The organism is Amycolatopsis sp. NPDC049868 (assembly GCF_044461365.1).
Classification (GTDB): domain Bacteria; phylum Actinomycetota; class Actinomycetes; order Mycobacteriales; family Pseudonocardiaceae; genus Amycolatopsis.
Window position 1 is genome coordinate 1 of sequence record NZ_JBITKV010000005.1, and the last position, 26,364, is coordinate 26,364.

Annotated in this window: 18 protein-coding genes; 8 read left to right on the plus strand and 10 right to left on the minus strand. The window is 68.4% G+C overall.

The genetic code is table 11. From position 1 onward, the window contains the following. The first annotated feature begins 197 nt into the window (after positions 1–197). Positions 198–1,679 (plus strand): M1 family metallopeptidase, encoded by a 1,482-nt coding sequence (locus ACIBTM_RS21920; RefSeq protein ID WP_395878920.1) that lies wholly within the window; start codon positions 198–200, stop codon positions 1,677–1,679. Between the two features lie 7 nt (positions 1,680–1,686). Here the strand turns inward: ACIBTM_RS21920 and ACIBTM_RS21925 are convergent, their stop codons facing one another. From ACIBTM_RS21925 to ACIBTM_RS21960, 8 genes are all read right to left on the minus strand, one after another. Continuing rightward, complete coding sequence (locus ACIBTM_RS21925) at positions 1,687–3,702, minus strand: iron ABC transporter permease (RefSeq protein WP_395878921.1); 2,016 nt, start codon at positions 3,700–3,702, stop codon at positions 1,687–1,689. Then, on the minus strand, positions 3,702–4,679 hold the full coding sequence (locus ACIBTM_RS21930; protein WP_395878922.1) for an ABC transporter substrate-binding protein: 978 nt from the start codon (positions 4,677–4,679) through the stop codon (positions 3,702–3,704). The genes ACIBTM_RS21925 and ACIBTM_RS21930 overlap by 1 nt, the downstream gene beginning before the upstream one ends. Before the next feature lie 17 nt (positions 4,680–4,696). Continuing rightward, positions 4,697–5,512 carry an ABC transporter ATP-binding protein gene (locus ACIBTM_RS21935; protein WP_395878923.1) on the minus strand — a complete coding sequence of 272 codons (816 nt, stop codon included), beginning with the start codon at positions 5,510–5,512 and terminating at the stop codon, positions 4,697–4,699. 72 nt (positions 5,513–5,584) lie between these two features. Continuing rightward, positions 5,585–6,454, minus strand: a complete 870-nt coding sequence (locus ACIBTM_RS21940; RefSeq protein WP_395878924.1) for a metal ABC transporter permease — start codon at positions 6,452–6,454, stop codon at positions 5,585–5,587. Further along, positions 6,451–7,194, minus strand: coding sequence for a metal ABC transporter ATP-binding protein (locus ACIBTM_RS21945; RefSeq protein ID WP_395878925.1), 744 nt, complete (start codon positions 7,192–7,194; stop codon positions 6,451–6,453). The genes ACIBTM_RS21940 and ACIBTM_RS21945 overlap by 4 nt, the downstream gene beginning before the upstream one ends. Continuing rightward, the gene (locus ACIBTM_RS21950; RefSeq protein WP_395878926.1) at positions 7,191–8,117 is read right to left on the minus strand and encodes a metal ABC transporter substrate-binding protein; all 927 of its coding nucleotides are present in this window, start codon (positions 8,115–8,117) and stop codon (positions 7,191–7,193) included. The genes ACIBTM_RS21945 and ACIBTM_RS21950 overlap by 4 nt, the downstream gene beginning before the upstream one ends. A 48-nt stretch (positions 8,118–8,165) precedes the next feature. Next, positions 8,166–10,265: a (Fe-S)-binding protein gene (locus ACIBTM_RS21955; protein WP_395878927.1), complete on the minus strand. Its 2,100-nt coding sequence runs from the start codon at positions 10,263–10,265 to the stop codon at positions 8,166–8,168. 23 nt (positions 10,266–10,288) lie between these two features. Continuing rightward, entirely contained in the window at positions 10,289–10,726 is a 438-nt protein-coding gene (locus ACIBTM_RS21960) for a hypothetical protein (RefSeq protein WP_038518537.1), read from the minus strand. A gap of 232 nt (positions 10,727–10,958) precedes the next feature. On the opposite strand from ACIBTM_RS21960, the gene ACIBTM_RS21965 reads away from it, so the two are divergent. The 4 genes from ACIBTM_RS21965 (at position 10,959) to ACIBTM_RS21980 (ending at position 19,812) form a co-directional block, all read left to right on the plus strand. Next, positions 10,959–11,543 (plus strand): hypothetical protein, encoded by a 585-nt coding sequence (locus ACIBTM_RS21965; RefSeq protein WP_395878928.1) that lies wholly within the window; start codon positions 10,959–10,961, stop codon positions 11,541–11,543. 80 nt (positions 11,544–11,623) lie between these two features. After that, positions 11,624–13,570: a flotillin family protein gene (locus ACIBTM_RS21970; RefSeq protein WP_395878929.1), complete on the plus strand. Its 1,947-nt coding sequence runs from the start codon at positions 11,624–11,626 to the stop codon at positions 13,568–13,570. Next, complete coding sequence (locus ACIBTM_RS21975) at positions 13,567–18,450, plus strand: DNA repair ATPase (RefSeq protein WP_395878930.1); 4,884 nt, start codon at positions 13,567–13,569, stop codon at positions 18,448–18,450. The genes ACIBTM_RS21970 and ACIBTM_RS21975 overlap by 4 nt, the downstream gene beginning before the upstream one ends. A gap of 138 nt (positions 18,451–18,588) precedes the next feature. Further along, positions 18,589–19,812: a DUF222 domain-containing protein gene (locus tag ACIBTM_RS21980; protein WP_395879393.1), complete on the plus strand. Its 1,224-nt coding sequence runs from the start codon at positions 18,589–18,591 to the stop codon at positions 19,810–19,812. 680 nt (positions 19,813–20,492) lie between these two features. Here ACIBTM_RS21980 and ACIBTM_RS21985 read toward each other — a convergent pair. Continuing rightward, on the minus strand, positions 20,493–21,413 hold the full coding sequence (locus ACIBTM_RS21985; RefSeq protein WP_395878931.1) for a helix-turn-helix domain-containing protein: 921 nt from the start codon (positions 21,411–21,413) through the stop codon (positions 20,493–20,495). 182 nt (positions 21,414–21,595) lie between these two features. On the opposite strand from ACIBTM_RS21985, the gene ACIBTM_RS21990 reads away from it, so the two are divergent. Together ACIBTM_RS21990 and ACIBTM_RS21995 are read left to right on the plus strand one after the other, a co-directional pair. Beyond that, positions 21,596–22,798 carry a cytochrome P450 gene (locus tag ACIBTM_RS21990; RefSeq protein ID WP_395878932.1) on the plus strand — a complete coding sequence of 401 codons (1,203 nt, stop codon included), beginning with the start codon at positions 21,596–21,598 and terminating at the stop codon, positions 22,796–22,798. Positions 22,799–22,803: 5 nt separating this feature from the next. Beyond that, on the plus strand, positions 22,804–22,983 hold the full coding sequence (locus tag ACIBTM_RS21995) for a ferredoxin (protein WP_395878933.1): 180 nt from the start codon (positions 22,804–22,806) through the stop codon (positions 22,981–22,983). A 48-nt stretch (positions 22,984–23,031) separates the two neighbouring features. Here ACIBTM_RS21995 and ACIBTM_RS22000 read toward each other — a convergent pair whose 3' ends face one another. Continuing rightward, positions 23,032–23,583: a snapalysin family zinc-dependent metalloprotease gene (locus tag ACIBTM_RS22000; protein ID WP_395878934.1), complete on the minus strand. Its 552-nt coding sequence runs from the start codon at positions 23,581–23,583 to the stop codon at positions 23,032–23,034. 136 nt (positions 23,584–23,719) lie between these two features. On the opposite strand from ACIBTM_RS22000, the gene ACIBTM_RS22005 reads away from it, so the two are divergent. Then, the gene (locus tag ACIBTM_RS22005; RefSeq protein ID WP_395878935.1) at positions 23,720–26,338 is read left to right on the plus strand and encodes a P-loop NTPase fold protein; all 2,619 of its coding nucleotides are present in this window, start codon (positions 23,720–23,722) and stop codon (positions 26,336–26,338) included. The last annotated feature ends 26 nt before the right edge of the window (positions 26,339–26,364 follow it).

Here is a 26,364-nt window from a genome sequence, read left to right on the forward strand (position 1 = left end):
AAAACGCTCGACTGGTCAACACCAGCCGAGCGCATGCGTAATCTACTGACGACCACATAGGCCATCAGGTGTTGCGAGGACCCCAAGAATCCGCCGGTACAGGAAGGGGGCCTTCATGTACTTCGGAGCCATGCGGTCGACCCCGTATCGGCCGAACGGTTGATCCGCTTCGGCGCGGATCGGGCCAGGCTGGCGGTATGCACCACAAAGCACGGACCTTCGCCGTCACCGCCCTCGCGGTGACGCTGCTGCTCGCCGGGCCACCCGCCATCGCCGCGTCCGCCGCGCCGTCCCCCGGCGCGCCTGGCGTCGGAGACCCGTTCTGGCCGACCGCCGGCAACGGCGGCTACCGGGTCGAGCGGCAGCGGCTGTCCTTCGATTTCGCGCCGGACCTCGCTTCGTACACGGCGACGTCGCGGCTGAGCCTTCGCGCGACACAGTCGTTGTCGCAATTCGACCTGGACCTGCTCGGCCCCCAGGTCCGTTCCGTCGCGGTGGAAGGGAAACCGGCGGCCTGGCGGACCACTCCGGACGGGGAGCTGGTCATCACCCCGGCTCGGCCGGTGCGGGACGGAACGCGATTCACCGTCGCCGTCACGGTGTTCAACACGGCCCCCGATCTGCTGGCGAATCCACCCGAGAACCCCGCCAACGGTCTCTGGCGCGCCGGTGACTACATCCAGCTGCACACCCAGCCCACCGGTGCGCGGCGCGTGCTGGCGGTGAGCGATCATCCGTCGGCGAAAGCGCCCACCACGACCGAGATCACCACGTCCGGGCCTGCCACATCCGTCGCGAATGGACGGTTGGTCGCCGCCGCCACGGTCGGCGGCCGCACCACCCGTGTCTTCGACGAGCCGCGACCGATCGCCACCCAACTGCTCCAGGTCGGCGTCGGCCCGCTCACCGTCACCCATCGGCGGGGACCGGGCGGGATCGACCTGCGATACGCGCTGCCCACGGACAAATGCGCGGAGATCCTGCCCCGGCTCGACGACACGTACCGGACGGCCATCGAGTTCCTCGGGCAGCGGCTCGGCCCGTTCCCTGGCCGGGTCGCGGGCGCCTACGCGACGCCCTCGGGCGGGGCGACCGAGACCCAGGGGCTCACCTGGCTGAACTCGGATCAGCTCACGCCGGAGAACTTCGACCAGAGCGGGGCGGACAACGTCATCGCGCACGAACTCGCCCACGAATGGTTCGGGAACTCCGTGTCCCCGGCGATGTGGGGCGATCTGTGGCTGAGCGAGGGGCACGCGGTCTTCTACGAATGGCTGTGGAGTGAAGCGCACCATGGGAACGCGCTGGACGCCTCGGCGCGGAGTTCCTATCGCTCCCATCGCTCCTGGCTCACCGAGAACGGTCCGGTCGCCGCTCCGGATCCGGCGAGTTTCGGGCCCGGCGACAACCGCCCGTTCGGATCCGGGGTCTATCAAGGCGGAGCGCTGACGTTGTACGCGCTGCGACAGCAGGTCGGCGCCGAGACCTTCCAACGGATCGAGCGGGCCTGGGTCGCCGAGAACCACGACAAGGTCGCCGGCACCGGGCAGTTCATCGCGACCGCGTCCAGGGTGGCGGGCCAGGACCTCGGCCCGTTCCTGCGGAGCTGGCTGTACGCCTCCGGCACCTTGCCGCCGATGCCGGGCCACCCGGATTGGGAGGTGGACCCGGCACCCTGACGGCTCGCTACGGCCTGGTCTTCCAGAGCACCAGCACGAAATACGGTGTCCCGACCATCGCGATGACCAGACCCGCCGGGATCTGGGCGGGCGCGATGACCGTCCGCCCCAGGGTGTCCGCGACACTCACCAGCAGCGCACCGAGCGCCGCGGCCACCGGGACGACCCGGCCGTGCCGTCCCCCGACCAGCGAACGCGCCAGATGCGGAGCGACCAGACCGACGAAGACGACCACGCCGATGGCGGACACCGCGGTGGCCGCCAGGATCCCGGAAGCTCCCAGCACCAGCAGCCGTGACCGTTCGATGCGCATCCCGAGCACACGCGGGGTGTCCTCGTCGAGGGCGTGCAGGTCGAGTTCGCGGTGCTTGAGCCACAGCAACGGCGTCAGCGCGACGAGCGCGAGCGCCACCGGCACGACCTGCTCCAGTGTGCGGCCGTAGGTCGACCCGGAAAGCCAGGTCAGCGCCTTGGCCGAGTTCCACGGGTCGGAGACCACGATCAGGAGCGTGATCAGTGCCATGCCGGCCGACCAGACCGCGATGCCGATGATCACCAGCCGGTCCGAATCCAGCCCCGACCGCCATGCCAGCCCGTAGACCAGCAGGAACACCACGGTCGCGCCGACACCGGCGGCACCGGCGATCGACCAGGCGCCGACCGCGGGGACGATGGTGATCAGCGTGATCGCGCCGAGCCCGGCGCCCGCGGTGATGCCGAGCAACCCGGGTTCGGCGAGCGGGTTGCGGCTGACCGACTGGATCCCGCAGCCGGACACGGCCAGCGCGGCGCCGGCGAGCAGCGCGGCCAGCACCCGCGGAAGTCGTTGGTCCAGCACGAAAGTGAGCGCGGTCCCGGTGTTGCCGGTGACCCAGTTCGCGAGATCGCCGAGCAGCACCATCCGGTCGCCCAGCATCAGGCCCACCACCGGGACGACGGCGAGCAGCGCCACCAGTACGACGGAGATGACCACGAGCCGCCGGGTCGATCCGGCGACCCCGACCCGCCCGGCCGGTGCCGGACGACGCGAGCCGCTTCCCCGGCCGCGCCGCGCCAGCCACACCATCACGACGGCGCCGACGATGGTGGTCACCACCCCGGTCGGCACCCGCACGGCGGCGGCCGAACCCATGATCGCCCGCAGGAGCACGTCGGCGCCGAGCACCGTGACGACCCCGACGAGCCCGGAAACCGGCAGCAGGGCGCGATGTTTGGCGATCGGCAGCAACAGCCGCGTGATCACCGGTGCGCTCAGCCCGACGAACCCGACCGGCCCGGCGACGGTCACCGCCGCCGCGGTCAGCGCGACGGTCAGCACGACCGCGGTGACCCGCGTACGGCGGACCCGCAGGCCGAGCACGGTCGCGTTGTCGTCGCCGAGGGCGAGGACGTCGAGCCGGCGGCCCATCGCGATGAGCGCCGCCACCGCGATCACCACGATCGGCGTCATCTGGCCGGTCGCGCGCAGATCGGCGACGGTGAGCGAGCCACTGCCCCAGGCGAACAGCCCGCTCGTCTCCTCCTCGAACAAGAGCAGCAGCAGGACGGTCACCGACTGGAGCGCCAGCAGCATCGCCGAACCGACGAGCACCAGCCGCGGGCTCGCGGAACCGCCGCCCGCGAGGCCGAGTACGGCGACGGCCGCGGCGAGCCCGCCCGCGAACGCGGCGCCGCCCACCGGCACGAGCGGCAGCGAGAGACCGAACGCGGAGATGGCGACCACGGCGAAATGCGCGCCCGCGTTGACCGCGAGCGTGTCGGGCGAGGCGAGCGGATTCCGTGCCACGGACTGCATTCCCGCGCCCGCGACGCCGAGCGCGACGCCGAGGAGCAACGCGGCGAGCAGTCGCGGGACGCGCGCACCCTCCAGTACCGCGAGGGTTTGCGCGTCGCCGTGACCGAAGAGCGCCTTCACCACGTCCAGGGGACCGGACGTCGAAGTGCCCTGGGTCAGGTGGACGCCGGCGAGGACGGCGATGAGCACCACCAGTCCCGCCGACACCGCGATGGTGCGGGCACGCATCAGGCCGTGACTGCCTTCACGATCTGGTCGGCGGTCATGATGATCGACTTCGGTCCGCCGAAGGTCCACGTGCCCGCGTCGAGCTTGTGGACCTTCTTCGACACCACGAACGGCAGCCGCTGGTAGACGGCGTTCTGCGCGAGCCCGGTGGTGAAGACGTCTTCTTCGGACGCGCTGTAGAACAGCACGGTCTTCGGGTCGGTGATCGCGGTCAGGCCCTCGACGTCGGTCTGGCCGAGACCCCACTGCGGGTCGACCTTGCCGGTCCAGGCGTTCTTCAGGCCGACGGCCTCGGCGGTGTCGGAGACCAGCGAACCCTTGCCGAACGGGCGGATGCTGACGGTGCTGCCTTCGAGGTAGCCGTCGGCCATCAGGAACGGGGTGCCCGCGGCGCCCTTGGCCTCGACGGCCTTCTTGCCCTCGGCGAGCTTGCCGTCCATTTCGGACAGTTGCTTCTCCGCCTCGGCCTCCTTGCCGACCGTCTTGGCGATCAGCTTGAAGTCCTCGCGCAGGCGGTTGAAGTTCCGGCTCGCGTCGCTGGACTTGGTCACCACGACCGGGGCGTACTTCTCGATCTGCGGGACCAGGGTCGAGTCGCGTTCGTCGGCGATGATGACGACGTCGGGGTTCAGGGCGGCGATCGCGTCGACGCTGGGCTCGTTGCGCTTGCCGACGTCCTTGACCTCGGCGGTCAGCGGGGCGGCCTTGTCCCAGACGTTGTAGCCCGCGACGTCCGCGGCGCCGACCGGCATGACGCCGAGCGAAGCGACCATCTCGGCCTCGCCCCACTCCAGCGCGACGACGCGCTTCGCCGGGGCCTTGAGGGTGACGGCCTTGCCGCGCGCGTCGGTCACCGTGACCGGTCCGCTCGCGGCGCCGGATTCGCTCGGCGCGGCCGCGGTGTTCTCCGTGGTACCGCAGGCGGACAACAGCAGGGCCGTCGCCGCGACGAGGGCGGCAGGGGTCAGCAAACGCATCGTTCTTCCTGGATTTCTCAGGCGGGCCTGGGCGAATGCCGCCCGAGTGGCCTGCAGTGGATCGCGCCCGTCACCGGGTCGTTCGCGACGTGGACGGTGACGCCGTAGGCCTGGGAGAGGTGTTCGGAGGTGAGCACCTGCCCGATGTCGCCCGTGGCCACGATGGTTCCCTCGCTCAGCAGGACCACCTCGTCGGCGATGATCGCCGCGTGGTCGAGGTCGTGCAGCACCACGCCGACCGCGACGCCTTCGTTGGCCAGATCGCGGACGACGTCGAGGATCTCGACCTGATAGCGCAGGTCGAGATGGTTGGTGGGCTCGTCGAGCAGCAGCACCGAGGTCTGCTGCGCGAGGCAGGAAGCGAGCCAGACGCGCTGGAGCTCGCCGCCGGAGAGCTCGTCGACACCGCGTTCGGCCATCGCCGTCACGCCGGTGAGTTCCATCGCGCGGCGCACCGCGGCGGCGCCGTCGATGTCGACCCCGCGCCAGCCGGAACGGTACGGATACCGGCCGTAGGAGACGACGTCGCGCACGGAGACCCCGCTCGGGGTGGGCCGGTGCTGGGTCAGCAGCGTGACCTGGCGGGCGAATTCCTTGCCGGACAACGCGTTGCCGCCCCAGACGGTGCGCTCTCCGAGCCGGACGCTGCCCTCGCGGGGCTTGTGCAGCCGGGCCAGCGAACGCAGGAGCGTCGACTTGCCGGAGCCGTTCGGCCCGACCAGCGCGGTCACCGTACCGGCGCGCAAAGACAGGGACACCCCGTCCACCACGGCCCGCTCTTGGTGCGCGAGCACCAGGTCATGGCCGGTGAGCAGCGCGTCTTCCGTAGACATGAGGGGAGCCTAACCTAAGGTCTGCCTCGTCCCCATGTCACGAGAGACACAAAGCGCGGGGTGATTGCCCGGTTACGCCGCCCGGGCCGTCTCTCGCCGCCGCTTGGCCAGCCGCTTCCCGACGATCCCGTGCCGCGGCCCGAACAGGTACACCAGCGTGAACCCGGCGCCCTGCACCAGCACGATCATCCCGCCGGACGCGGTGTCGAGGTGGTAGCTCAGGTACAGCCCGGCCACCGCCGCGAGCACCGAGAACGACGGCGCGATCACGAGCATGTGGCCGAACCGGTCGGTCAGCAGGTACGCCGTCGCGCCGGGGATGATCAGCATCGCCACCACCAGGATCACGCCGACCACCTGCAACGCCACCACCGCGGTCAGCGCGAGCAGGCCGAGCAGCGCGGCGCCGAGCACCCGCGGGTTGAGCCCGATCGCGTGCGCGTGCGTGGGATCGAAGGCGTACAAGGTGAAATCGCGGCGTTTGAGCACCAGCAGGGTGAGCGTGATCGCGCCGAGGACGCCGATCTGGATCAGATCCGAGGTGTCGACGCCGAGCAGGTTGCCGAAGATGATGTGGTTCAGGTCGGTCTGGCTCGGTGTCACCGAGATCAGCACGAGCCCGAGCGCGAACAACGTGGTGAACACGATGCCGATCGCGGCGTCCTCCTTGACCCTGCTGGTGTCCCGGACGACGCCGATCAGCGCCACGGCGAGGAAACCGAACACCACGGCGCCCAGCGCGAAGGGCGCGCCGAGGACGTAGGCGAGCACGACCCCGGGCAGCACCGCGTGCGAGACCGCGTCGCCCATCAGCGACCAGCCGATCAGCACCAGCCAGCACGAGAGCACCGCGCAGACCGCGGACGCGATGACCGTGGACGCCAGCGCCCGCACCATGAAGTCGTAGCTCAGTGGTTCGAGGAACAGGTCGTACAGACTCACGCGAGTTCTTCTTCCCGTTGCAGGACATCGAGTCCGAAGGCCAGCGCGAGGTTCTCGGGCCGGAGCACCTCGTCGGGAGAGCCGTGCGCGAGCACCTTGCGCATCAGCAGGATCGCCTCGTCTGCCAGGCCGGGCAGCGCGTGCAGGTCGTGGGTGGAGATCAGGACCGCGGCGCCGTCGGCCGCGAGTTCCTTGAGCAGCCGGGTGATCGTGGCTTCGGATCGCTTGTCCACGCCGGCGAACGGCTCGTCCAGCAGCAAAACGCGGGCGCCCTGGGCGATCCCGCGCGCGACGAACGCGCGTTTGCGCTGTCCGCCGGACAACTGGCCGATCTGGCGTCCGGCGAGTTCGGTCAGCTCGACCCGCTCCAGCGCGTGGTCGACGGCTTCGTGGTCGGCGCGGCGCGGGCGGCGGGTGAACCCGAGCCGTCCGTAGCGGCCGGTCATCACGACATCCCGCACGGACAGCGGGAACGACCAGTCGACGTCCTCGCTCTGCGGTACATAGCCGATCACGCCGGTCTTACGGGCGCGGGCCGGGGTGCCGCCGTCGATCGACACCGTGCCGGTGTCCGGTCGGACCATGCCCATGATCGTCTTGAACAGCGTCGACTTGCCGGAGCCGTTCATGCCGACGAGCCCGCAGACGCGGCCGTGGTCGAGGGTGACGTCCACGCCGTCGAGCGCGAGGACGTCGCCGTAGTGGACGGTGACGCCTTCGACGCGGATCGCGGCCGTCACGGCTTCGCCCCGGTGAGCGCGGCGACGATCGTCTTCGAGTCGTGGCGGATGAGATCGAGATAGGTCGGCACCGGGCCGCCGGGAGCGGACAGGGAATCGACGAAGAGGACGCCGCCGAACGCGGCACCGGTCGCCGAGACGACCTGCCGCATCGGGGCGTCGGAGACGGTCGACTCGCAGAACACCGCGGGGACCTTGTTCTCCTTGACGAACTCGATGGCGCGGGTGATCTGCTGCGGGGTCGCCTGCTGTTCGGCGTTGACCGCCCAGATGTACCGCTCGGTGAGGCCGGTGTCGCGCGCGAGGTAGGAGAAGGCGCCTTCGCAGGTGACCAGCGCGCGCTCGTTCTTCGGCAGGGCGCTCAGCGCGTTCGTCATCTCGTCCTGCACCTGCTGCAGTTTCGCCTTGTAGGCGTCGCCGTTGGCCTTGAACACGGCGGCGTCGCCGGAGGAGAGATCGCTGAACGCCTTCACCATGTTGTCCACGTAGATCCCCACGTTCTTCGGGGACATCCACGCGTGCGGGTTCGGCTTGCCCTGATAGGCGTCTTCACCGATGGCGATCGGCTGGACGCCTTCGCTGACCACCTTGTGCGGCGCGTCGCTCTCCTTGACGAACCGGGCGAACCACGCCTCCAGGTTCAGCCCGTTGTCGAGGATCAAGTCGGCCTTCGCGGCCTTCTTGATGTCGTCCGGCGTGGGCTCGTAGCCGTGGATCTCGGCGCCGGGCTTGGTGATCGACTCGACCTTCAGCTTGTCGCCCGCGACGTTCGAGGCGATGTCCGCCAGGACCGTGAACGTCGTCAGCACCACGGGCCGCTTGTCGTCCGTGCCGCTCGTCGCGTCGCCGGCGCCGCCGCACGCGGACAGGACGAGTGTCGTCGACGCTGCCAGCGCGCATACGGTCTTGCGCAGATTCGCCATCCCGTGAGTCTAGAGTTCGGTATGCCGAACTTCCAACTCCCGTGTGCCTTAAATCTCTGTCGCGGTCCTGTCTCGTTCCCGCACGGATTCCAGCAGTAGCTGCGAGACGTCGCGCACGGTGACGTTCTCGCCACGCTGCTCGCTTTGCCGCTGCACGAGACCGTCGTTCAGCATCACGCGGCAGAACGGGCAGCCGGTGACGATGGTTTCGGCGTCCGTGCCGAGTGCCTCGTCGACGCGTTCGAGGTTGATGCGCTTGCCGATCTGCTCCTCCATCCACATCCGCGCGCCGCCTGCCCCGCAGCACAGCGAGCGGTCCGCGTGCCGGGGCATCTCGCTGAGCGTGGCGCCCGTCGCGCCGACGAGTTCGCGCGGCGGCTCGTAGACCTTGTTGTGGCGGCCGAGGTAGCACGGGTCGTGGTAGGTCACCGGGCCGGCGTCGACCGGTTTGACCGGCGTGAGCTTGCCCGCGCGCACGAGGCGGTTCAGCAGTTGCGTGTGGTGCAGGACCTCGTAGTGCCCGTCCAGTTGCGGGTACTCGCGCCCGAGGGTGTTCAGGCAGTGCGGGCAGGTGGTGACGATCTTGCGCGTACCCGGTTCGCGGCCCTCGAACACCGCGTTCAGGGTCTCGACGGTCTGCTGCGCGAGCATCTGGAAGAGGAACTCGTTGCCGGATCGGCGCGCCGGATCGCCGGTGCACGACTCGTCGGTGCCGAGGATCGTGTACTTCACCCCGGCGAGATGCAGGAGTTCCGCCGTGGCGCGGACGGTCTTGCGGGCGTTGTCGTCGAACGCGCCCGCGCACCCGACCCAGTAGACGTACTCGACGTCGTCGGCGAGTTCGCCGTCGAAGATCGGCACTTCGAAGCCGAGGTCCTTCGTCCAGGCGAGGCGGTCGGAGTTGTTCTGGCCCCAGGGATTCCCCTTGGTTTCGAGGTTCTTGAACAGCACCCCGAGCTCGCTCGGGAAGGCCGACTCGATCATCACCTGGTAGCGGCGCATGTCCACGACGTGGTCCACGTGCTCGATGTCGACCGGGCACTGCTCCACGCACGCGCCGCAGGTGGTGCACGACCAGAGGACGTCCGGATCGATGACCCCGAAGTCCTCCTTGGTACCGACGAGCGGTCGCTCTTCGGGGGCTTCCTTCCCGTCCAGGATGTACGGCGCCTTCTCGAAGAGGTGGTCTCGCAGATCCATGATCAACAGCTTGGGGGACAACGGTTTGCCGGTGTTCCACGCCGGGCACTGCGACTGGCAGCGGCCGCATTCGGTGCACGTGGCGAAGTCGAGCATGCCCTTCCAGGTGAAGTCCTCGATCTTGCCGCGGCCGAACGTGTCGTCCTCGCCCGGATCCTCGAAGTCGATCGGCTTGCCGCCGGATTCCATCGGCAGCAGCGGGCCGAGGCCGTCCGGGAGCCGTTTCGCGGTGACGTTGACCGGCGCCAGGAAGATGTGCAGGTGCTTGGAGTAGAGCACGATCGACAGGAACGCCAGCATCACGCCGATGTGCAGCAGCAGCCCGACGGTCTCCAGCGGCTCGGTGACCGGGAGACCCAGCGGCTCCAGGAGCTCGCCCACGCCGAGGGAGACCCACGCGCCCGACTTGTACGGGAAGACGCCGACCGCCGCCGAAGCGCCGCGGAAGAGGAACATCGTCCAGATCACGTTGAAGATCATGAACAGGATCAGCCAGGCGCCGCCGGTGTGCGAGCCGAAGAAGCGCGACGCGCGGTCCTTCCGTTCGGGTGCCTGGCGGATCCGGATGACCGCGAAAACCGCGAGCGAGACGAGCACCGCGACCGCGATGAAATCCTGCAGGAATCCGAGGACCGCCCAGTGTCCGATGAGCGGGATGTGGAAGTCGTGGTCGAACAAGGCGCCGTACGCCTCGACATAGACCGAGCCGAGGATCACGAAACCCCAGAAGGTGAACAGATGCGCGAGCCCGGGGACGGACCACTTGAGCAGTTTGCGCTGCCCGAAGACCTCGGCCAGATGCGTTTTCGCGCGGACGGCCATGACGTCGGAGCGTTTTTCGTCCGGCTGGCCGGAGCGGATCAGTTTGTAGAGCCAGGCGGCGCGACGGGCGGCGAAGGCGAGGCCGGCGACGGTGATGAGCAGACCGAGGATGAGACGAACGAGCACGAGTCCTCCGGGGGAGAATCGGCTCAGTGAGAGCCGGTGTAGTACCGGCACGCCTTGCAGGCGTACCGCATTTTGGCCACTCGCCACCGTTTTCGGTAGGCCTCGAGATGTCCCGGCCGTGGCGGATGCACGCCGAGTCTGCGATGACGGCGGATCCGCCGTCCCGTTTCGAAGAGTTCGGTCGCCAGGCCGAGATAGGCGCGCCTGAGCGCGATCCCCGGCTCCGCGGCGAGGTTGTCCCGGCAGAATCGGTGCAGCAGCGCGAGATCGGGGAGGCCGGGGGAGGTCACGCCGGGGAGGTGTTCGACGACGCCGAGGCCGGGATGTCCGGCGGGCACGGAGAATCTCGCGGGGAGTCCGCAATGGACGCAGGTGAGCGTGCAACTCAGGCATCGGGTGACGTGGCGGATCCGCCGTTCGCGCTGATCCTCGTCGATCGTCTCGCGAACGTGCCAACCCAATGGAGCCTCCCAAGACCGTGGTGTGTCCTGTGTCACTCTCAATACTGGAGAGTAGGGCTCGCTCCGGCGGCGCGACAGGTCCAACCGGATGGCTTCCGGGCGGCCGGTCGGGGTAATGCCCCGTGCCGCACGCTTCCGCACACCGTGACCCAGTCGTAGCCGAAAACGGCCCGCCGGACGTCACGCGCTGGTTATAGTCCTGACCCGGGGTAATGGGGAGGGAACGACGGCGATGGGCGGGTTCGTCACCGCGGCTCTGGGGTTCCCGGCCGTGCTCTTCAGCTTCCTGCTGATCGTGGTGATCGGCTATTGGTTGCTGGCGTTGCTCGGTGCCGTGGACGTCGACGAGTTCGACGGCGGCGACGGGCTCTTGGCGGGCTTCGGCGGCGTCCCACTGTCCATTTCGCTCTCTTTACTGATCGCATTCACCTGGTTCGCCAGCCTGGTAGGGACGGTTCTTCTCGATGACCTGGAGCTTTCGACACCATGGAGGATCGGGCTCGGGGTCGGCGTGCTCGCCGTCGCGCTCGTCCTCGGCACACTCGGGACGAGGGTGATCGTGGTGCCACTGCGCCGGGTGTTCGGTCCCGCGAGGGAACCGAGCAGGAAGGACTTCGTCGGCAGGGCCGCGGTCATCCGCACCTCGTCGGTCACCCATGACTTCGGTCAGGCCGAAGTCGCCGCCGCCGACGGGTCGACGGCCATTGTGGACGTTCGGCAGGCGGGTCAAGGCAACCTGACGGCGGGCAGCCGCGTAGTTCTCTATGACTACGACTCCGAACGCGAGTTCTTCTGGGTCGAGTCTTTGGACATCTGAAGCAGAAAAGGAACACTATGGGTGCCATCAGCGTGGGGGCCGGCGTTCTGATCGCCGTGATAGTTGTCATCCTCCTGGTCTTGCTCTTCACGATCACCAGATTGTTCAAGAAGGTGCCGCAGGGTAAGGCACTGATCATTTCGAAGGTCCGCCGCGTCGACGTGACGTTCACCGGCGCGATCGTCCTGCCGGTGCTGCACAAGGCCGAGATCATGGACACTTCCGTCAAGGCCATGGAGATCACCCGGACCGGCCGCGAGGGCCTGATCTGCCGGGACAACATCCGCGCCGACATCCGAATCTCGTTCTTCGTGCGGGTCAACAAGACCGTCGAGGACGTGATCAAGGTCGCGCAGGCCATCGGCACCGAACGCGCCAGCGACGAGGCGACCCTGCAGGAGCTGTTCAACGCCAAGTTCTCCGAGGCGTTGAAAACCGTCGGCAAGCAGCTGGACTTCGTGGACCTCTACACCAAACGCCACGAATTCCGCGACCAGATCATCCGCGTCATCGGCACCGACCTCAACGGGTACAGCCTGGAGGACGCGGCCATCGACTACCTCGAGCAGACGCCGATGGCGCAGCTCGACTCCGCGAACATCCTCGACGCGCAGGGTATCCGCAAGATCACCGAGCTGACCGCGATCGAGCACGTGCGCACCAACGAGTTCCGCCGCAGCGAGGAAAAAGAGATCACCCGCCAGAACGTGGACGCCAAGGAGGCGATCCTCGAACTGGAGCGGCGGCAGGCCGACGCGGAGATCAAGCAGCGCCGCGAGGTCGAGACCATGCGTGCCCGCGAAGAGGCCGAGATCGCCAAGGTTCAGGCGGAGGAGCGGCTCAAGTCGCAGGCCGCCGGACTGCGCACGGACGAGCAGCTCGGCATCCAGCACCAGAACCAGCAGCGTGAGATCGAGGTCGCGGGCAAGAACCGTGAGCGCGTGATCGCCATCGAGACCGAGCGCATCGAGAAGGACCGGCTGCTCGAGGTCATCGGCCGCGAACGCGAGACCGAGCTGTCCCGGATCGCCAAGGACAAGGAAGTCGAGACCGAGAAGCGGTCCATCGCCGAGGTCATCCGCGAGCGGATCGCGGTCGAGAAGACCGTGGCGGAGCAGGAAGAGAACATCAAGAAGCTCCGCGTCGTCGAAGAGGCGCAGCGCCAGCGCGAGGCCACCATCATCCGGGCCGAAGGCGAGGCGCAGGAGAACCTGGTCAAGGACATCAAGGCCGCGGAAGCCGCCGAGGCGGCCGCCAAGCACAAGGCTCGCGAGGAGCTGACCCTGGCCGAGGCGCGCCAGCAGGCCGCCGAGCTGGAGACCAGGGCGAAGATCCGCCTCGCCGAAGGCATCCAGGCCGAGGAGGCCGCCGCCGGGCTGGCCGCGGCGCAGGTCAAGGAACGCGACGCCGACGCGCTGGAGAAGGTCGGCCGCGCCGAGGCCATCGTCGAACGCGAGAAGGCGATCGTGCTCGCCGACGCGATGCGCGACAAGCTCAAGGGCGAGGCCGAAGGTCTCACCGAGAAGGCCGCCGCGATGGCCGCCCTCGACTCCGCCAGCCGCCAGCACGAGGAGTACCGCCTGCGCCTGGAGGCCGAGAAGGAGATCCGGCTCGCCGCGCTCAACGTGCAGCGTGAGGTGGCCGAGGCACAGGCCACGGTGCTGGGCATCGGGCTGGAGAAGGCCGACATCGACATCGTCGGCGGCGAGACGATGTTCTTCGAGAAGGTCATCGGCTCGATCGGGCTCGGCAAGAGCGTCGACGGATTCGTCGAGCACTCGGACGTCGTCCAGACCCTCGGGAAATCGTGGCTCGACGGTTCGGGCAGCTTCACGGACGACCTGACCAAGCTGGTCTCGTCGGTGAGCACGGAGGACGTGAAGAACCTGACGCTGTCGGCCTTCCTGGCCAAGCAGCTGCAGGCGGGTGGCCCGGACAGCGGCAAGGTGCAGGAGCTGCTGGCCATGGCGCAGCGGCTCGGCCTGGCTGACAAGTCCGTCGCCGCCCTCGCCCCCGCGAAGCAGTGACGGCGACCGAACCGGCGGCAGGAACGGAGCAGCTGGACGCGGGCACCTACGAGGTGCTCCGCGCCCGGCTCGCCGCACAGGCCGCCGAACTGGCGAAACGCGCGGACGAACTCAACACCGCGCGGCTCGGGGTCTTCGGCAGCGCACAGCTCGCGCTGATCGGCACGGAGCGGATCCGCACCGCGAACAACTGCGTGCCGCGGGACGTCGTGTCGGTCGGCGGGCGGATGTTGTTCGGCTACAACGTCTTCATCGGCCTCAAGCCGGAGACGACGGTCGACGACGTCTTCTCGCTGCACGGTTTCAGCCATGACGCCGAGGCGTTCCGCTTCGACGACGTGCCCGCCGAGGAGCTGCCGGAGCTGCTGCGTGACGAGCAGTTCGTCCGCGATTTCGCCGAGCTGTACCGGTACTACCGGCAGGCGAAGCTGCTGCAGCTGCGGCGGGTCGAGGGCAAACTGCTCGCGGTGTTCCAGATCGGCCCGCGGACCGAAGACATCCGCGTGCTGCGCTGGGGGGTGGCCGCCGACGGCAAGGTGTCCTATGTGGACAGCCGAGGGGAACGCGACCACGTCTTCCCGCCGTCGCACGATTTCGAATGGATCGAGACCGGCCGCGAGCAGCACGTCCTCGGGCGGCATCCGCATATCTCGATCGAGGACGAGGTGTTCGTCGAGACCGTCGGCGGCAACCTGACGATCAAGGTCGAGAACAACACCGAAACCGGTGAGGGCGTCTACGCCGAACCGGTCGACGAGCCCTTGCAGAGCCTGGCCGACGCCGAGGTCTCCTACGCCAGGGTCGGTCCGCTGATCCTGCTGCGGATACTGCCGTACAAGGAGACCGAGTACCGGTACCTGGTGTTCAACACCCGCACCCGGAACGTGGTGCGCCTCGACGGGATCGGGCAGGCGTGCCAGCGGCTGCCCGAGGACCACGGGATCATCTTCCCCGGCGGCTACTACCTCGACACGGGTGTCAGCAAGACGTTCGACACCACCGTGGACGGTCTCGAATTCGAGCGCGTGATCCGCTCGCCCAACGGCGAGGACGTGCTGTACGCCTTCCACGCGCGGGCCGACGGACGCTCGCTGCTCCTGCCGTACAACGTGATCCGCAAAGAGGTCTCGAACCCGATCCCGTGCCACGGGTACTCGCTGTTCGACGACGGCACGATGGTGCTGTTCCGCGCGCTGTCCGACGAGCCGAGCCGTGTGCACCCGATGCAGGTGTGGCGGACGCCGTTCCAATCGGATACGTACGCCGCTTCGCAGCCGGCCGGGACAGGGCCGCTGGAGCGGGTCGGCAACGCCGATCTGGTCCGCGGCATCTCCGACTGCCTCTCGATCGGCCGCATGGTCGAGGAGATGGCGCCGTCGGCGGCGGTGTTCGAGGCCCTGATCGCCGCGTGCGCGCGGGTCTTCGACCACTACCACTGGCTCGGCGAGGCCGAACTCGGCGATCTGCGGTCGCCGCTGTCGGACGTCCGGGTCACCGCCGAACAGGTGCTCGACGAATTCGAGACGGTCACCTCGCTCACCGCGCAGGCGGCCGAAGCCGTCGAAGAAGCGGCCGCGGAGACCGCGTCGCTCGTGCGGAAGGTTCGCGGCGAGGCACTGAACGCGGCCGACGCGTGGGTGCGCCGGCTCGCGGAGATGCACCGCGCCCGCGGACATCTCGTCACGGTGCGGGAGCTGCGGTACGTCGACACCGGCCGTGTCGACAAGCTGATCGCCGATCTCGACACGGAGTTCGGCGAGGCCGCGCAGCGGGCCGTCCGCTTCCTGCAGGGCGAGGACGCGTTCACGAGCTATCACGCCGAGGTCGACGGCCTCATCGAGGCGGCGGGCACGATCTCCACCGTCGCCGAAGCGGTTCCGGTCGCCGAACAGCTGGACGAGCAGTCCGGCGGGCTCGAAGTCCTCACCGACGTCGTCGGCGGGCTGGAGATCGCGGACGCCGTGGTGCGGACGAAGATCCTCGAACGCGTCGGCGAGGTCATCGGCGCGGTCAACCGGGCTCGCGCGACCCTCGACGCACGCCGCAAGGAACTGCTGGAGACCGAGGGCCGGGCGGAGTTCGCCGCCGAGTTCGCGCTGCTCGCGCAGGCCATCACCGGCGGGCTCGCGGTCGCGGACACGCCGGACCGCTGCGACGAGCAGCTCGGCCGATTGCTGCTGCAGCTGGAAAACCTCGAATCGCGGTTCGGGGAGTTCGACGACTTCCTGGCGTCGCTCGGCGAGAAGCGCACCGACGTCTACGAGGCCTTCTCCTCGCGCAAGCAGGCGCTGCTCGACGAGCGGGCGCGCCGCGCGGACCGGCTGGTCGATTCGGCCGAGCGGATCCTCACGAGCGTGACCCGCCGGGTGGGCACGCTCGGCTCGGTCGACGAGATCAACACCTACTTCGCCTCCGACCCGATGGTCGCCAAGCTGCGCAGTGTCGTCGCCGAACTGCGCGACCTCGGCGACCAGGTGCGCGCTGAAGAACTGGAGGGCCGGGTCAAGGCCGCGCGCCAGGAAGCCGGCCGTGCCCTGCGCGACAGGCTGGACCTCTACGGCGAGGGCGGGGAGACGATCCGCCTGGGCCGCAACACCTTCGCGGTCAACACCCAGGACATCGACCTCACCCTGGTGCCGCACGACGGCGGGATGAAGTTCGCGATCACCGGCACCGACTATCGCTCACCGGTGCGGGATCCCTCGTTCGAGGAGACGCGGCCGTATTGGGATCAGCTGCTGGTCTCGGAAACGGCCGAGGTCTACCGCGCCGAGTATCTGGCGACGTCGATCCTGGCCGAACGACCGGATCTGCCGGACGGTGATCTGCTGGAGGTCGTCCGGCGCGTCGCGGGCGATCGTTACGACGAGGGTTACGCGCGCGGCGTGCACGACCACGATGCCGCCGCGATCCTGGCAGTGCTGTTGCGCCTGCGTTCCGCCGCCGGGCTGCTGCGGTATCCGCCCGCCGCCCGGGCCGCCGCCCAGCTGTTCTGGGCGTTCGGTGCCGAAGAGGCGGCGAAGTCCTCATGGACGACGCGTGCCGCGTCGCTCGCGCGAGTGCGGGAAGCGTTCGGGCACACCACGGCGATCGACGCGCTGGCGCGGGAACTCACCGAGGCGATGGCCGCGTTCGCGACGTCCTCGGGGCTGGTGCTGGATCTCGAACTCGCCGGCGAGTACCTGTTCGAGGAATTGGCCGACGCCTCGCCGGGCTTCGTCACCAGCGGCGGCGCGCGAACACTGCTCGACAAGTTCCGGCTGGACCGCCGGAGCTTCGCCGAAGATCTGCGTGCGCTCGAAGATCTCGTGGATCGTCATCAGCTCGCCGAGGCATGGCTGCGGTCCTTTGTGGACTCCGTTGGGCTGCCGGACGCCGAGCTGGCGGAGGCCGTCGCGATCGAACTGGCCGACCTGCCTCGCTACGACTCGTCCGCGGAGCTTTCGGCCACTGTGGACGGTCTGCTCGGTTCGCATCCGCGGATCGTCAACCGGTCACTGACCCTGCGGCTCGACGAGACGCTCGCCAGGACGCTGCGGTTCCGGCGCGACCGGGTGCCGGGTTTCCGGGCGTACCAACGGTTGCGCAACGACCTGGTGGCGGCCGAACGGGACAGGCTGAGGCTGGCGGAATACAAACCAAAGGTGATGAGCGCCTTCGTGCGCAACAGGCTGCTCGACGAGGTCTACCTGCCGCTGATCGGCGACAACCTCGCGAAACAGCTCGGCGCGACGGGCGACGCGCGGCGTACCGACCAGTCCGGTCTGCTGCTGCTCATCTCGCCGCCCGGCTACGGCAAGACGACACTCATGGAGTACGTCGCGAGCCGTCTCGGGCTGGTGTTCGTGAAGGTGAACGGGCCGGCGCTCGGGCACGAGGTCACGTCGGTGGATCCGGCGGACGCGCCCAACGCGACGGCGCGGCAAGAGGTCGAGAAGATCTCGTTCGCGCTGGAGCAGGGCAACAACGTGCTGTTGTATCTGGATGACATCCAGCACACCTCGCCGGAATTGCTGCAGAAGTTCATCTCGCTGTGCGACGCCCAGCGGCGGATGGAAGGCGTGTGGGAAGGCCGGACGCGGACGTATGACCTGCGGGGCAAGCGGTTCGCGGTCTGCATGGCGGGCAACCCGTACACCGAGCAGGGCAAGCGGTTCCGGATCCCGGACATGCTCGCCAACCGCGCGGACGTGTGGAACCTCGGCGATGTACTGTCGGGCAAGGAAGACCTGTTCGCGCTGAGCTACATCGAAAACTCGCTCACCGCCAATACCGTGCTCGCTCCGCTGGTCTCCCGGGAACGGTCCGATGTGGACGTTCTGGTGCGGCTCGCCCGCGGCGACGGTTCGGCGCGGGCGGATCAGCTGAAACACGCGTACTCGGCGACCGAACTGGAGCAGATCCTCGCCGTGCTGCGAAAGCTGATCAAGGTGCAGCGGATCGTCCTCACGAACAACCAGGCGTACATCGCTTCCGCGGCGCAGGCGGACGCTTCCCGGGTCGAGCCGCCGTTCCAGCTGCAAGGCTCGTACCGCAACATGAACAAGCTCGCCGGCCGGATCGTGCCCGCGATGAACGACGCCGAGCTGGAAGCGCTGATCGACGACCACTACGCCGGCGAAGCGCAGACCCTGACCTCGGGCGCCGAAGCCAACCTGCTCAAGCTGGCCGAACTACGCGGACGGCTGAGCGCCTCGGAGGCACAGCGATGGGCGGACGTGAAGGCGGCTTACCTGCGTGCGCAAGCACTGGGCGGCGACGACGAAGACCCGATGAGCCGAGCGGTCGGCGCCATGGGCTTGCTGGCGGACCGGGTGGGTGCGGTCGAGGCCGCTATTGAGCGGGCTTCGGAACGGCTTGTTGTGCGGGATGTGATGTAGGGCTTTCTTCGGCTTTGACTGAGGCATTACCGATTCTCGGCGTGTTGCCGAAAATCGGTAATGCCTCGTTTGTTTGCAGGGTCGGGAATTGTCGGTGGTGGGTCGTATGTTCGTGGGGTGGATACCCATTCCGCGCCTGTGGCGCTCCTGGAAAGCCTCACCGATCCTTCGGTGCTGGCGGCGGTGAATGATGCCGCGAATCTGTTGGACGACAAGGATTCGGTGGCGTTGGCGCAAGCCGCGTCGGCCGGGATCGCGCGCCTGGAAGCGGTCAGGTTCCGGGCATTGGCGCAGCTGAATCGGCATCGTGATGGTGCGCGGAGTGTGGCGCAGGAGGCCGCGCTTGAGTTGTCCCTTGTGGACAGTCATGCCGGTGCGATGGTCGCCGCGGCCGACGCGTTGACCACTCGTCTGCCTCGCACCCTGAACCTGATGGATGAGGGAAAGCTGGCCGGTTTCAGCGCGATGAAAGTCGCTTCGTCGACCGTATGGCTCTCCGACGAGGATGCCCGTACGGTCGACGCACTGCTGGAGGACCGGATCGCGGACAAGAACCCGGATCAGGTCCGGAAAGCCGCGAACCATGCGGCGAACACCATCGACCCTGAGGGGGCCGGTAAACGAGCCGAGCAGCATCGTGAAGGCCGTCGCCTCACCTTGCGCCATGGTGAGACCGGGGTCGCGTCGATTGAGGTCGAGGATGGGCCGGTGGAGAAGGTCGTTGCCGCGTATCAGCGGATCGACCGGGAAGCACGCGCTCTCAGGGTTGGTGGTGAGACTCGTACTCTGGAGCAGTTGCGGGCGGATGTCGCGCTGGATCTGCTGCTGGGCGGCCAGGGTGGGGTGGGTGAGCGCAGCGAAGTGTTCCTGTATATGGATCTGTTCACCTATCTTGGGTTGAATGATGATCCGGCGGAGCTGGCGGGGCATGGCACGATCCCCGCTGCGTTGGCGCGGGAGATCGCCGGCGGTGGGAACAGTGTGTTGCGGCGGATCATCACCGATCCGCTGTCCGGGCAGGTGCTTGACCTCGGCCGGGACCGGTATCGGCCGACCGCGGGTTTGGCGGAGTTCGTGCGGGTGCGGGACCGGGAATGCCGAAGACCCGGCTGTCACCGGCCCGCCCAAGCCTGCGACATCGACCATTCGGTGCCCTGGCAACACGGCGGCCACACCTCCGACACCGAACTCATCGACCTCTGCCGCCGTGACCACCGGTTGAAAGACGAACCCGGCTGGACCTACCACCTCGCCTCTGATGGCACTCTCACGATCACCACGCCCACCGGGCAGCGCTACGACAGCACACCGACGCCACTTCACGAACCTCGCCCGGCAGCCGAGGAACCACCACCGTTCTGAGCCCGTCGCCGAAAACCGGCGACAAACGGGCTGTGTGCGCGAAGGCTTCAGCCGTCGAGCGGGCTCACGGTCCGGTGGGTTGCCGGAAAACGGTGACGGGCGGGTTGTGTGTGCAGGGCTGGGTTTCGGCCGGGAGCCGCCGTTGACGACTCTCACCGATCCGGTCCCTGTCGCCGAAAACCGGCGATAGGTGAGTTGTGTGCGAAGGGTTTCAGCCGCCGACCGGGCTCACCGGTCCGGTGGGTTGCCGGAAAACGGCGACGGGCGGGTTGTGTGTGCAGGGCTGGGTTTCGGTCAGAAGCCACCGACGACAACTCTCACCGATCCGGTCCCCGTCGCCAAAAACCGGCGACAGGCGAGTTGCGTGCGAAGGGCTTCAGCCGCCGACCAGTCTCACCGTTCCTGTGCGTCGCCAGAGAACGGCGACGGGCAGGGTGCATGAAGGGCTGGGTTTCGGCCGGGAGCCGCCGCCGACAACTCTCACCGATCCGGTCCCCGTCGCCAAAAACCGGCGACAGGCAAGTTACACGCGAAGAGCCGCAGCCCCCGGCGCGTAGCCAAAAAGCGCCCCCAGAGCAGCGCCCACACCCGCGCCCATCGCGTCCTGAAGCCGACAAGCAAGCCGGCCGCATCACCAAAACAGCTCCCCATCGACCCAAACCACAACCACAACCACAACCTCAAGACCCCAAAGCCGCCAACTGCCCAGCCGTAAGCCGTTCCACCAACGGAACCGCCCGATACTCCCCGGCGGAAGAAACCACCCGAACCGGTCCCGCGATATGCGGATGCTCCTCCGCCACCCGCAGAGCGGCCGTAACCCGATCGGACGGCCAGCCCAGAGCGTCCGCGAGAGCCGAAATGGAAAACGCACGGCCGGCGTGCAGAAGTGCGGCGAGCACGGTCAGCGCGTCACCGGCGAACACCGCGATCCGGTCGTCGAGCATGATTTCGTTGATACGCGCGTGGAAACGGGAGAGGTCGTCCATGCGGGCCCCCGCGGGTGTCGAGGTGCCGAGGACTTCGGCGCCCCGGCGCGAGACCCGCACCCATTCCTGGTTCGACCGCACGCTTTCGTTCCACACCCGCTGTGGCATCTCCTCGTCGATGACGTAGCGCTCCCGCCGTCCGTCCCGTTCCCGTCTGAGCATCGCTTGCGACTCGAGGTAGGCGACGGCGTTCGAGATCGAGGCGGGGCTGACCTGGAGCCGCCGGGCGAGTTCGGCGGCGCTGAGCACACCGTCGTCGCTGACCGCCAAACACGCGAGCAGCCGGGCGGTCATCCGGGGCAGGCCGGTCTCGACGATCATTTCGGCGAACTCGGTTTCGAAGGCGCGCACGGCTTCGGGGTCGCGGCCGTAGCCGTTTTCGACGACGGGGACGGCGCGCGGCTGGGGTTTGCGGCGTCGAGCGCGTTCTCCGGTCACGCGGTTGGCTTCTTCGGCGCGGTAGCCGGACCGGCCGCTGTTGCGCGCGACCTCGCGGCTGATCGTCGACGTCGGACGCCCGAGCCGCCGCGCGATCTCGGCGTAACCCAGGCCGTCCTTGAGCCAGGTCGCGATCAGCCGACGGTCCTCCTGGGTCAGTCTGCCGCCCGGCATGGGCACCTCCTGTGCGTTCACTCTCATGTCATTGCAATGCTTCGTTGCATTCACTGGCATGATCGTTGCAACGATTTCCGGAAATCTACCAGCTATAACAGCCAAAATGCCAGTGCCGAGCTTTGAAGAAGATGTAAATGCAACGTAGCCTTTGGATATCGCTGAAACTGGGAGGAACAGAAATGACCACCTCGGTCCCACATCTCACCGAGCTGCCCCTCGAACGGCCGAAGGGCTGCCCGTTCGACCCGCCCGCCGAGCTCGGCACGCTGCGCGACGAGCATCCGCTCGTCCGGCTGACGTTCCCCGACGGGCACGAAGGCTGGCTCGCGACCGGCCACGCGATCGCCAGGGCGGTCCTCGCGGATCCCCGGTTCAGCGCCCGCCAGGAGCTGATGCACTCGCCACTGCCGGGTGCGGCGGCGATGACGGAGATGCCGCCCGCCGCACCGGGGATGTTCATCAAGATGGACGACCCCGAACACGGCCGCTACCGCAAGCTGCTCACCGGCAAGTTCACCGTCCGCCGGATGCGACTGCTCGGCGAGCGGGTCGAGCAGGTGACCACCGAGTACCTCGACGCGATGGAGCGGCAGGGAACGACGGCCGATCTGGTGACGGCCTTCGCGCAGCCCATTCCGGCGCTGATGATCTGCGAGCTGCTCGGTGTCCCCTACGAAGACCACGAGTTCTTCCGCCGCAACGTCATGCCGCTGAACCTGCCGGACGCTTCGGCCGAGGAGCAGGGAGCCGCCATCAACGCGTTGGGGGAGTACCTCTACAAGCTCATCGTGGCGAAGCGGGCCGCCCCGACCGATGACATCCTCGGCGAGCTGACGACCACCGAACTCACGGACGAGGAACTGACCAGTATCGCGTTCCTGTTGCTGGGAGCCGGTCTGGACACCACGGCCAACATGCTCGCGCTGGGCACTTTCGCCCTCCTGCAACACCCGGATCAGCTCGCGGCCCTGCGCGAGGACCCGGAGCTCATCGACGGCGCGATCGAGGAACTGCTGCGTTATCTGACCATCACGCACACCGGTGCGCGCACCGCGCTGGAAGACGTCGAGATCGGCGGTCAGCTCGTCAAGGCCGGGGAAGCGGTCGCGCTGGCGGTCCAGGCCGCGAACCGTGATCCGCTGAAGTTCCCGGAACCCGACCGGCTCGACGTTCACCGGAACACCGCCGGGCACGCCGCCTTCGGGCACGGGGTGCACCAATGCCTCGGCCAGCAGCTCGCGCGCGTGCAGATGAAGGTCGCCTTCACCGGGCTGCTCACCAGGTTCCCGAAGCTGCGCCTGGCCGTTCCGGCCGCCGACATCCCGCTGCGGACGGACTCCGACATCTACGGGGTGTACGCGCTCCCGGTGGCCTGGGACTGATCGCGATGAAACTCGAAGTGGACCGGGAACGCTGTGTGGGCGCCGGAATGTGCGTGCTGACCGCGCCCGAGGTGTTCGGGCAGGACGAGGAAGACGGCCGGGTCCGGTTGCTGGATCCGGAACCGGCCGAGATCGGCGACGCCGTGCAGTTGTGCCCGGCGGCGGCGATCACGGCGAACGCCTGAAAAACCCCAAACCAGGGGGTGCCGGGCGGGCACCCCCTGGCACGGGGATCAGCCGACGTCCACGAGGACCTTGCCCGCGTCGGCGCTCTGCACGGCGGTGCCGGCGTAGAGCTGCTGGACCCTGGCCTTCTCCTGGGCGTTGGGGTTCACGTTGGTGCAGCTGACACCGCCGGTCGAGCCGGACATCAGCGACGAGCACGGCCCGGGCTTCACATCGGGCAGGCCCAGGCTGTGCCCGAGTTCGTGGGAAGCGATCCGGGGCGTGTGATAGCCCTGCTGGACGGCCTGCCTGCCCATCCACACGGTGACCGTGCCGCCCGGGCGGACCGGGCCGAGCGTGGCGCGCGGCCAGCCGTTGTCGGCGATGACCCGGATGTTGACCCGTTGCCCCGGCGTCGCCTTCACGATGCGGACGTTGGTGACGTTGGTGTTCCAGACGTTGACGCCGGCGGCCACCGCCTCCTTGAACTCCGCGGCCTGGCTGTCGTCGTAGGTCAGGGTGGTCGCCATGATCTCGGCGGCACCGGCGGAGGGTGCCGAGAGCACCGAGACGGAGAGCGCGGCGCCGGTGAGCACCGCGGCGAAGGTACGTCGAAGCACGTTGAACTCCTCGCGTTAAGGCGTGCTGGAATATCGGAGCAGTGTCGACACTGAACCTGTCGAGGCGGTCGGGGTACCCGCCGATAGTCGCCTGTCGTTAACCATGATCTTGACGCGACCGGGAGACTGTGCCGTTATGACGACGGCGCGTTTCACCGGACACGAAGAACCGATCCTCGCGGTCGCGGTGAAGGGGAACCGGCTGGTCACCGGGGGTGCGGATCGGACGGTCCGGGTCTGGGACCTGGAGACCGGAGCGCAGAAATTCGCGCTGAGCGGCCATGATCGGCCGGTGCTGGCGGTGGGTATCTCGGGTCAGCACGTGGTCGGTTGCGATGGGGCGACGGTGCGGAGCTGGCGGATCGACGGCACCGGGGCCCATCCTCCGGAGGTTCAGACCACCAAGCGGACCGTGGCGGTCGCGGTGGCGAAGGATTTCGTCGTCTCCGGCGCGGGGAGCGCCGTCGAGGTCAGGCGGCTGGACGGCGGGGCGGTGCGGAGTCTGCGCACCGGCGGCCCGGAGATCGAATCGGTCGCGGTGACCCCGGACGGCCGGTTCGTCGTCGCCGGGGACGACGCCGGCGGTGTGCGGCTGTGGAACAGGGAAGTCGTTTCCCACTACCGGTTCGGTGGGGTGGGCGCGATCCACGTGATCGCGATCTCGCCCGACGGCGAGCAGGTGCTGTCCGCCGACGGCGAGACGGTCCGGTTGTGGGGGCGCAACGGCGATCCCGCCCTCGTCTTCCCCGCGCATACCGGGGTGGTGCGGGCGCTGGCCTTCGGCGCGGACGGCAAACTGGTGCTCTCCGGCGGTTCCGACGGCGAGGTCCGTGTCCGCGAGATCGACGATCCGCGGGAGTACACGCTCCTCAAGGGGCATCAGGGGAACGTCCGGGCGATCGCCTGCACCGCGGGCGACGAAAAGATCGTCACGGTCGGGGACGACCGCACCATCCGGGTGTGGGACCGCTTCGGCAACCAGATCGACGGCACCGGTTTCGTCGAGCCCAAACCGGGCCGGGCGCGGCCGCGGATCACACCCGACGTCGAAAGCCCGGTCGATCTGATCGGTTTCCACGACGACGTGCGCACTCTCGCCGCGGTCATCGCCGACCGCGAGACCAGCCCGCCGCTGTGTATCGCGCTGCTGGGGCCCTGGGGGTCCGGCAAGTCGAGTTTCGTCCGGCAGGTGACGGACCGGGTGGCCGAATTGGCCCACCGGTCCCGCGGCGACGCCGCCAACAGCGTGTTCGCCGGCGAGATCCGGCAGATCCGGTTCAACGCCTGGCAGTACCACGACGATCATCTGTGGGTCGGGCTGGTGGACCATCTGTTCCGCAACCTCGGCGCGCCCGAGGCGCATGCGGACGCCCGCGAGGTCCACGCCGAACGCGAAGAGCTGCGGACCCGGCTCGCGGGGCTGAAGGCCGTCAAGGCGGACTCTCCGCTCACTTGGCGCTGGCGGCTCTTGGTATCCGGTGTGGACCGGGCCGAACGACGGCGGCGACGGCTCGCGGTCGCGGGCTACGCGGTGGCGGGAGTGCTCGGCATCGCCGCGGCGATCACCGGCTGGGCCTTGTGGCACAACGCGATTCTCGCCGCCGCGGGCGCCGTCGTCGCGCTCGGCGCCGTGCTGACCCCGGCGCTCACCACCGCCAGGGCCGCCCTCGCGCCGGTGAAGTCCACATTGGACAAACTGCGGCACGACGTCGACAAACGCGAGGAACGGTTCGAAACCGAGGTGCGGGAGACCGAGGAACGGCTCCGGCGGTTGGACGCGGCAGGCAGGCTCGGCGATCTGATCGAGGAGGCGAAGGCCGGAAGATACGGGGACTACCAGGGGGTTTTCGCCCGGGTCCGGGAGGATCTCGCGGAGCTGAGCGCCGATCTGGCCGACGCGCGGGAGCAATGGCTGCTGGCGGGCGGAAAGGGAAAGCCGCCGCTGGAGCGGATCGTGCTCTACATCGACGACCTCGACCGCTGCCCGCCGGCGAAGGTGATCGAAGTGCTGGCCGCGGTCCATCTGCTGCTGGCCCTGCCCGCGTTCGTCGTGGTGGTGGCGGTCGACCCGCGGTGGTTGCGGCGATGCCTCGACCAGCACGAGGAGCCGTTCGGTGCGGGGGAGACACGCCGGACGGAGTATCTCGACAAGATCTTCCAGATCGTGTTCGCCCTGCGCCCCATGGGAAGCGCGGCGGACGAGCTGATCGACGCCCTGATGCCGATCGGGGAACGGGAACCGCGGACGCCCGCGCACGAAGAATGGCCGGAGGACGAGAGCGCCCCCGGACGCGGTGAACCGGCGGAGGTGGTGGTCCAGGACACGGCCCCGCCGACGTTCTACAACATGCGGCCGGATCGGTTGCGGCTCACCGAGGTCGAACGCGATTTCGTCCACGTGCTGCGGAAAAGACTGAACACACCGCGCGAGATCCGGAAACTGGTCAACCTCTACCGGCTCGTCCGCATCGGAATCCCCGACGCGGAGCTGGAGGCGTTCGTCGGCGGCCCCTATCGCGCGGTGCTCGTCCTGCTGGCCCTGCTGGTCGCCGATCCGGACGCCGCGCGTGCGACGTTCATCGCGCTTTCCGCCGGGGAATCGTCGCGTGACGCCTTTCCACCTGAATGGCGGCTAGACGTCGAATCCTTCGATGATCTACAGGTTTATCGGAATTGGGTGGGCACTCTCGCCCGCTTCAGTTTCGAAACCTACGATCTCGTTACCGAGGAGACGGAACCGGGATCCACGTTGTAGCTACACTTGCCCGCTACGACGGCGAG

What these genes read in the sequence shown, in the direction of transcription:
- ACIBTM_RS21920 (WP_395878920.1), top strand. Translation starts at nt 198, where the DNA reads ATGCACCACAAAGCACGGACCTTCGCCGTCACCGCCCTCGCGGTGACG.
- ACIBTM_RS21925 (WP_395878921.1), bottom strand. Translation starts at nt 3,702, where the DNA reads ATGCGTGCCCGCACCATCGCGGTGTCGGCGGGACTGGTGGTGCTCATC.
- ACIBTM_RS21930 (WP_395878922.1), bottom strand. Translation starts at nt 4,679, where the DNA reads ATGCGTTTGCTGACCCCTGCCGCCCTCGTCGCGGCGACGGCCCTGCTG.
- ACIBTM_RS21935 (WP_395878923.1), bottom strand. Translation starts at nt 5,512, where the DNA reads ATGTCTACGGAAGACGCGCTGCTCACCGGCCATGACCTGGTGCTCGCG.
- ACIBTM_RS21950 (WP_395878926.1), bottom strand. Translation starts at nt 8,117, where the DNA reads ATGGCGAATCTGCGCAAGACCGTATGCGCGCTGGCAGCGTCGACGACA.
- ACIBTM_RS21965 (WP_395878928.1), top strand. Translation starts at nt 10,959, where the DNA reads ATGGGCGGGTTCGTCACCGCGGCTCTGGGGTTCCCGGCCGTGCTCTTC.
- ACIBTM_RS21985 (WP_395878931.1), bottom strand. Translation starts at nt 21,413, where the DNA reads ATGCCGGGCGGCAGACTGACCCAGGAGGACCGTCGGCTGATCGCGACC.
- ACIBTM_RS21990 (WP_395878932.1), top strand. Translation starts at nt 21,596, where the DNA reads ATGACCACCTCGGTCCCACATCTCACCGAGCTGCCCCTCGAACGGCCG.
- ACIBTM_RS21995 (WP_395878933.1), top strand. Translation starts at nt 22,804, where the DNA reads ATGAAACTCGAAGTGGACCGGGAACGCTGTGTGGGCGCCGGAATGTGC.
- ACIBTM_RS22005 (WP_395878935.1), top strand. Translation starts at nt 23,720, where the DNA reads ATGACGACGGCGCGTTTCACCGGACACGAAGAACCGATCCTCGCGGTC.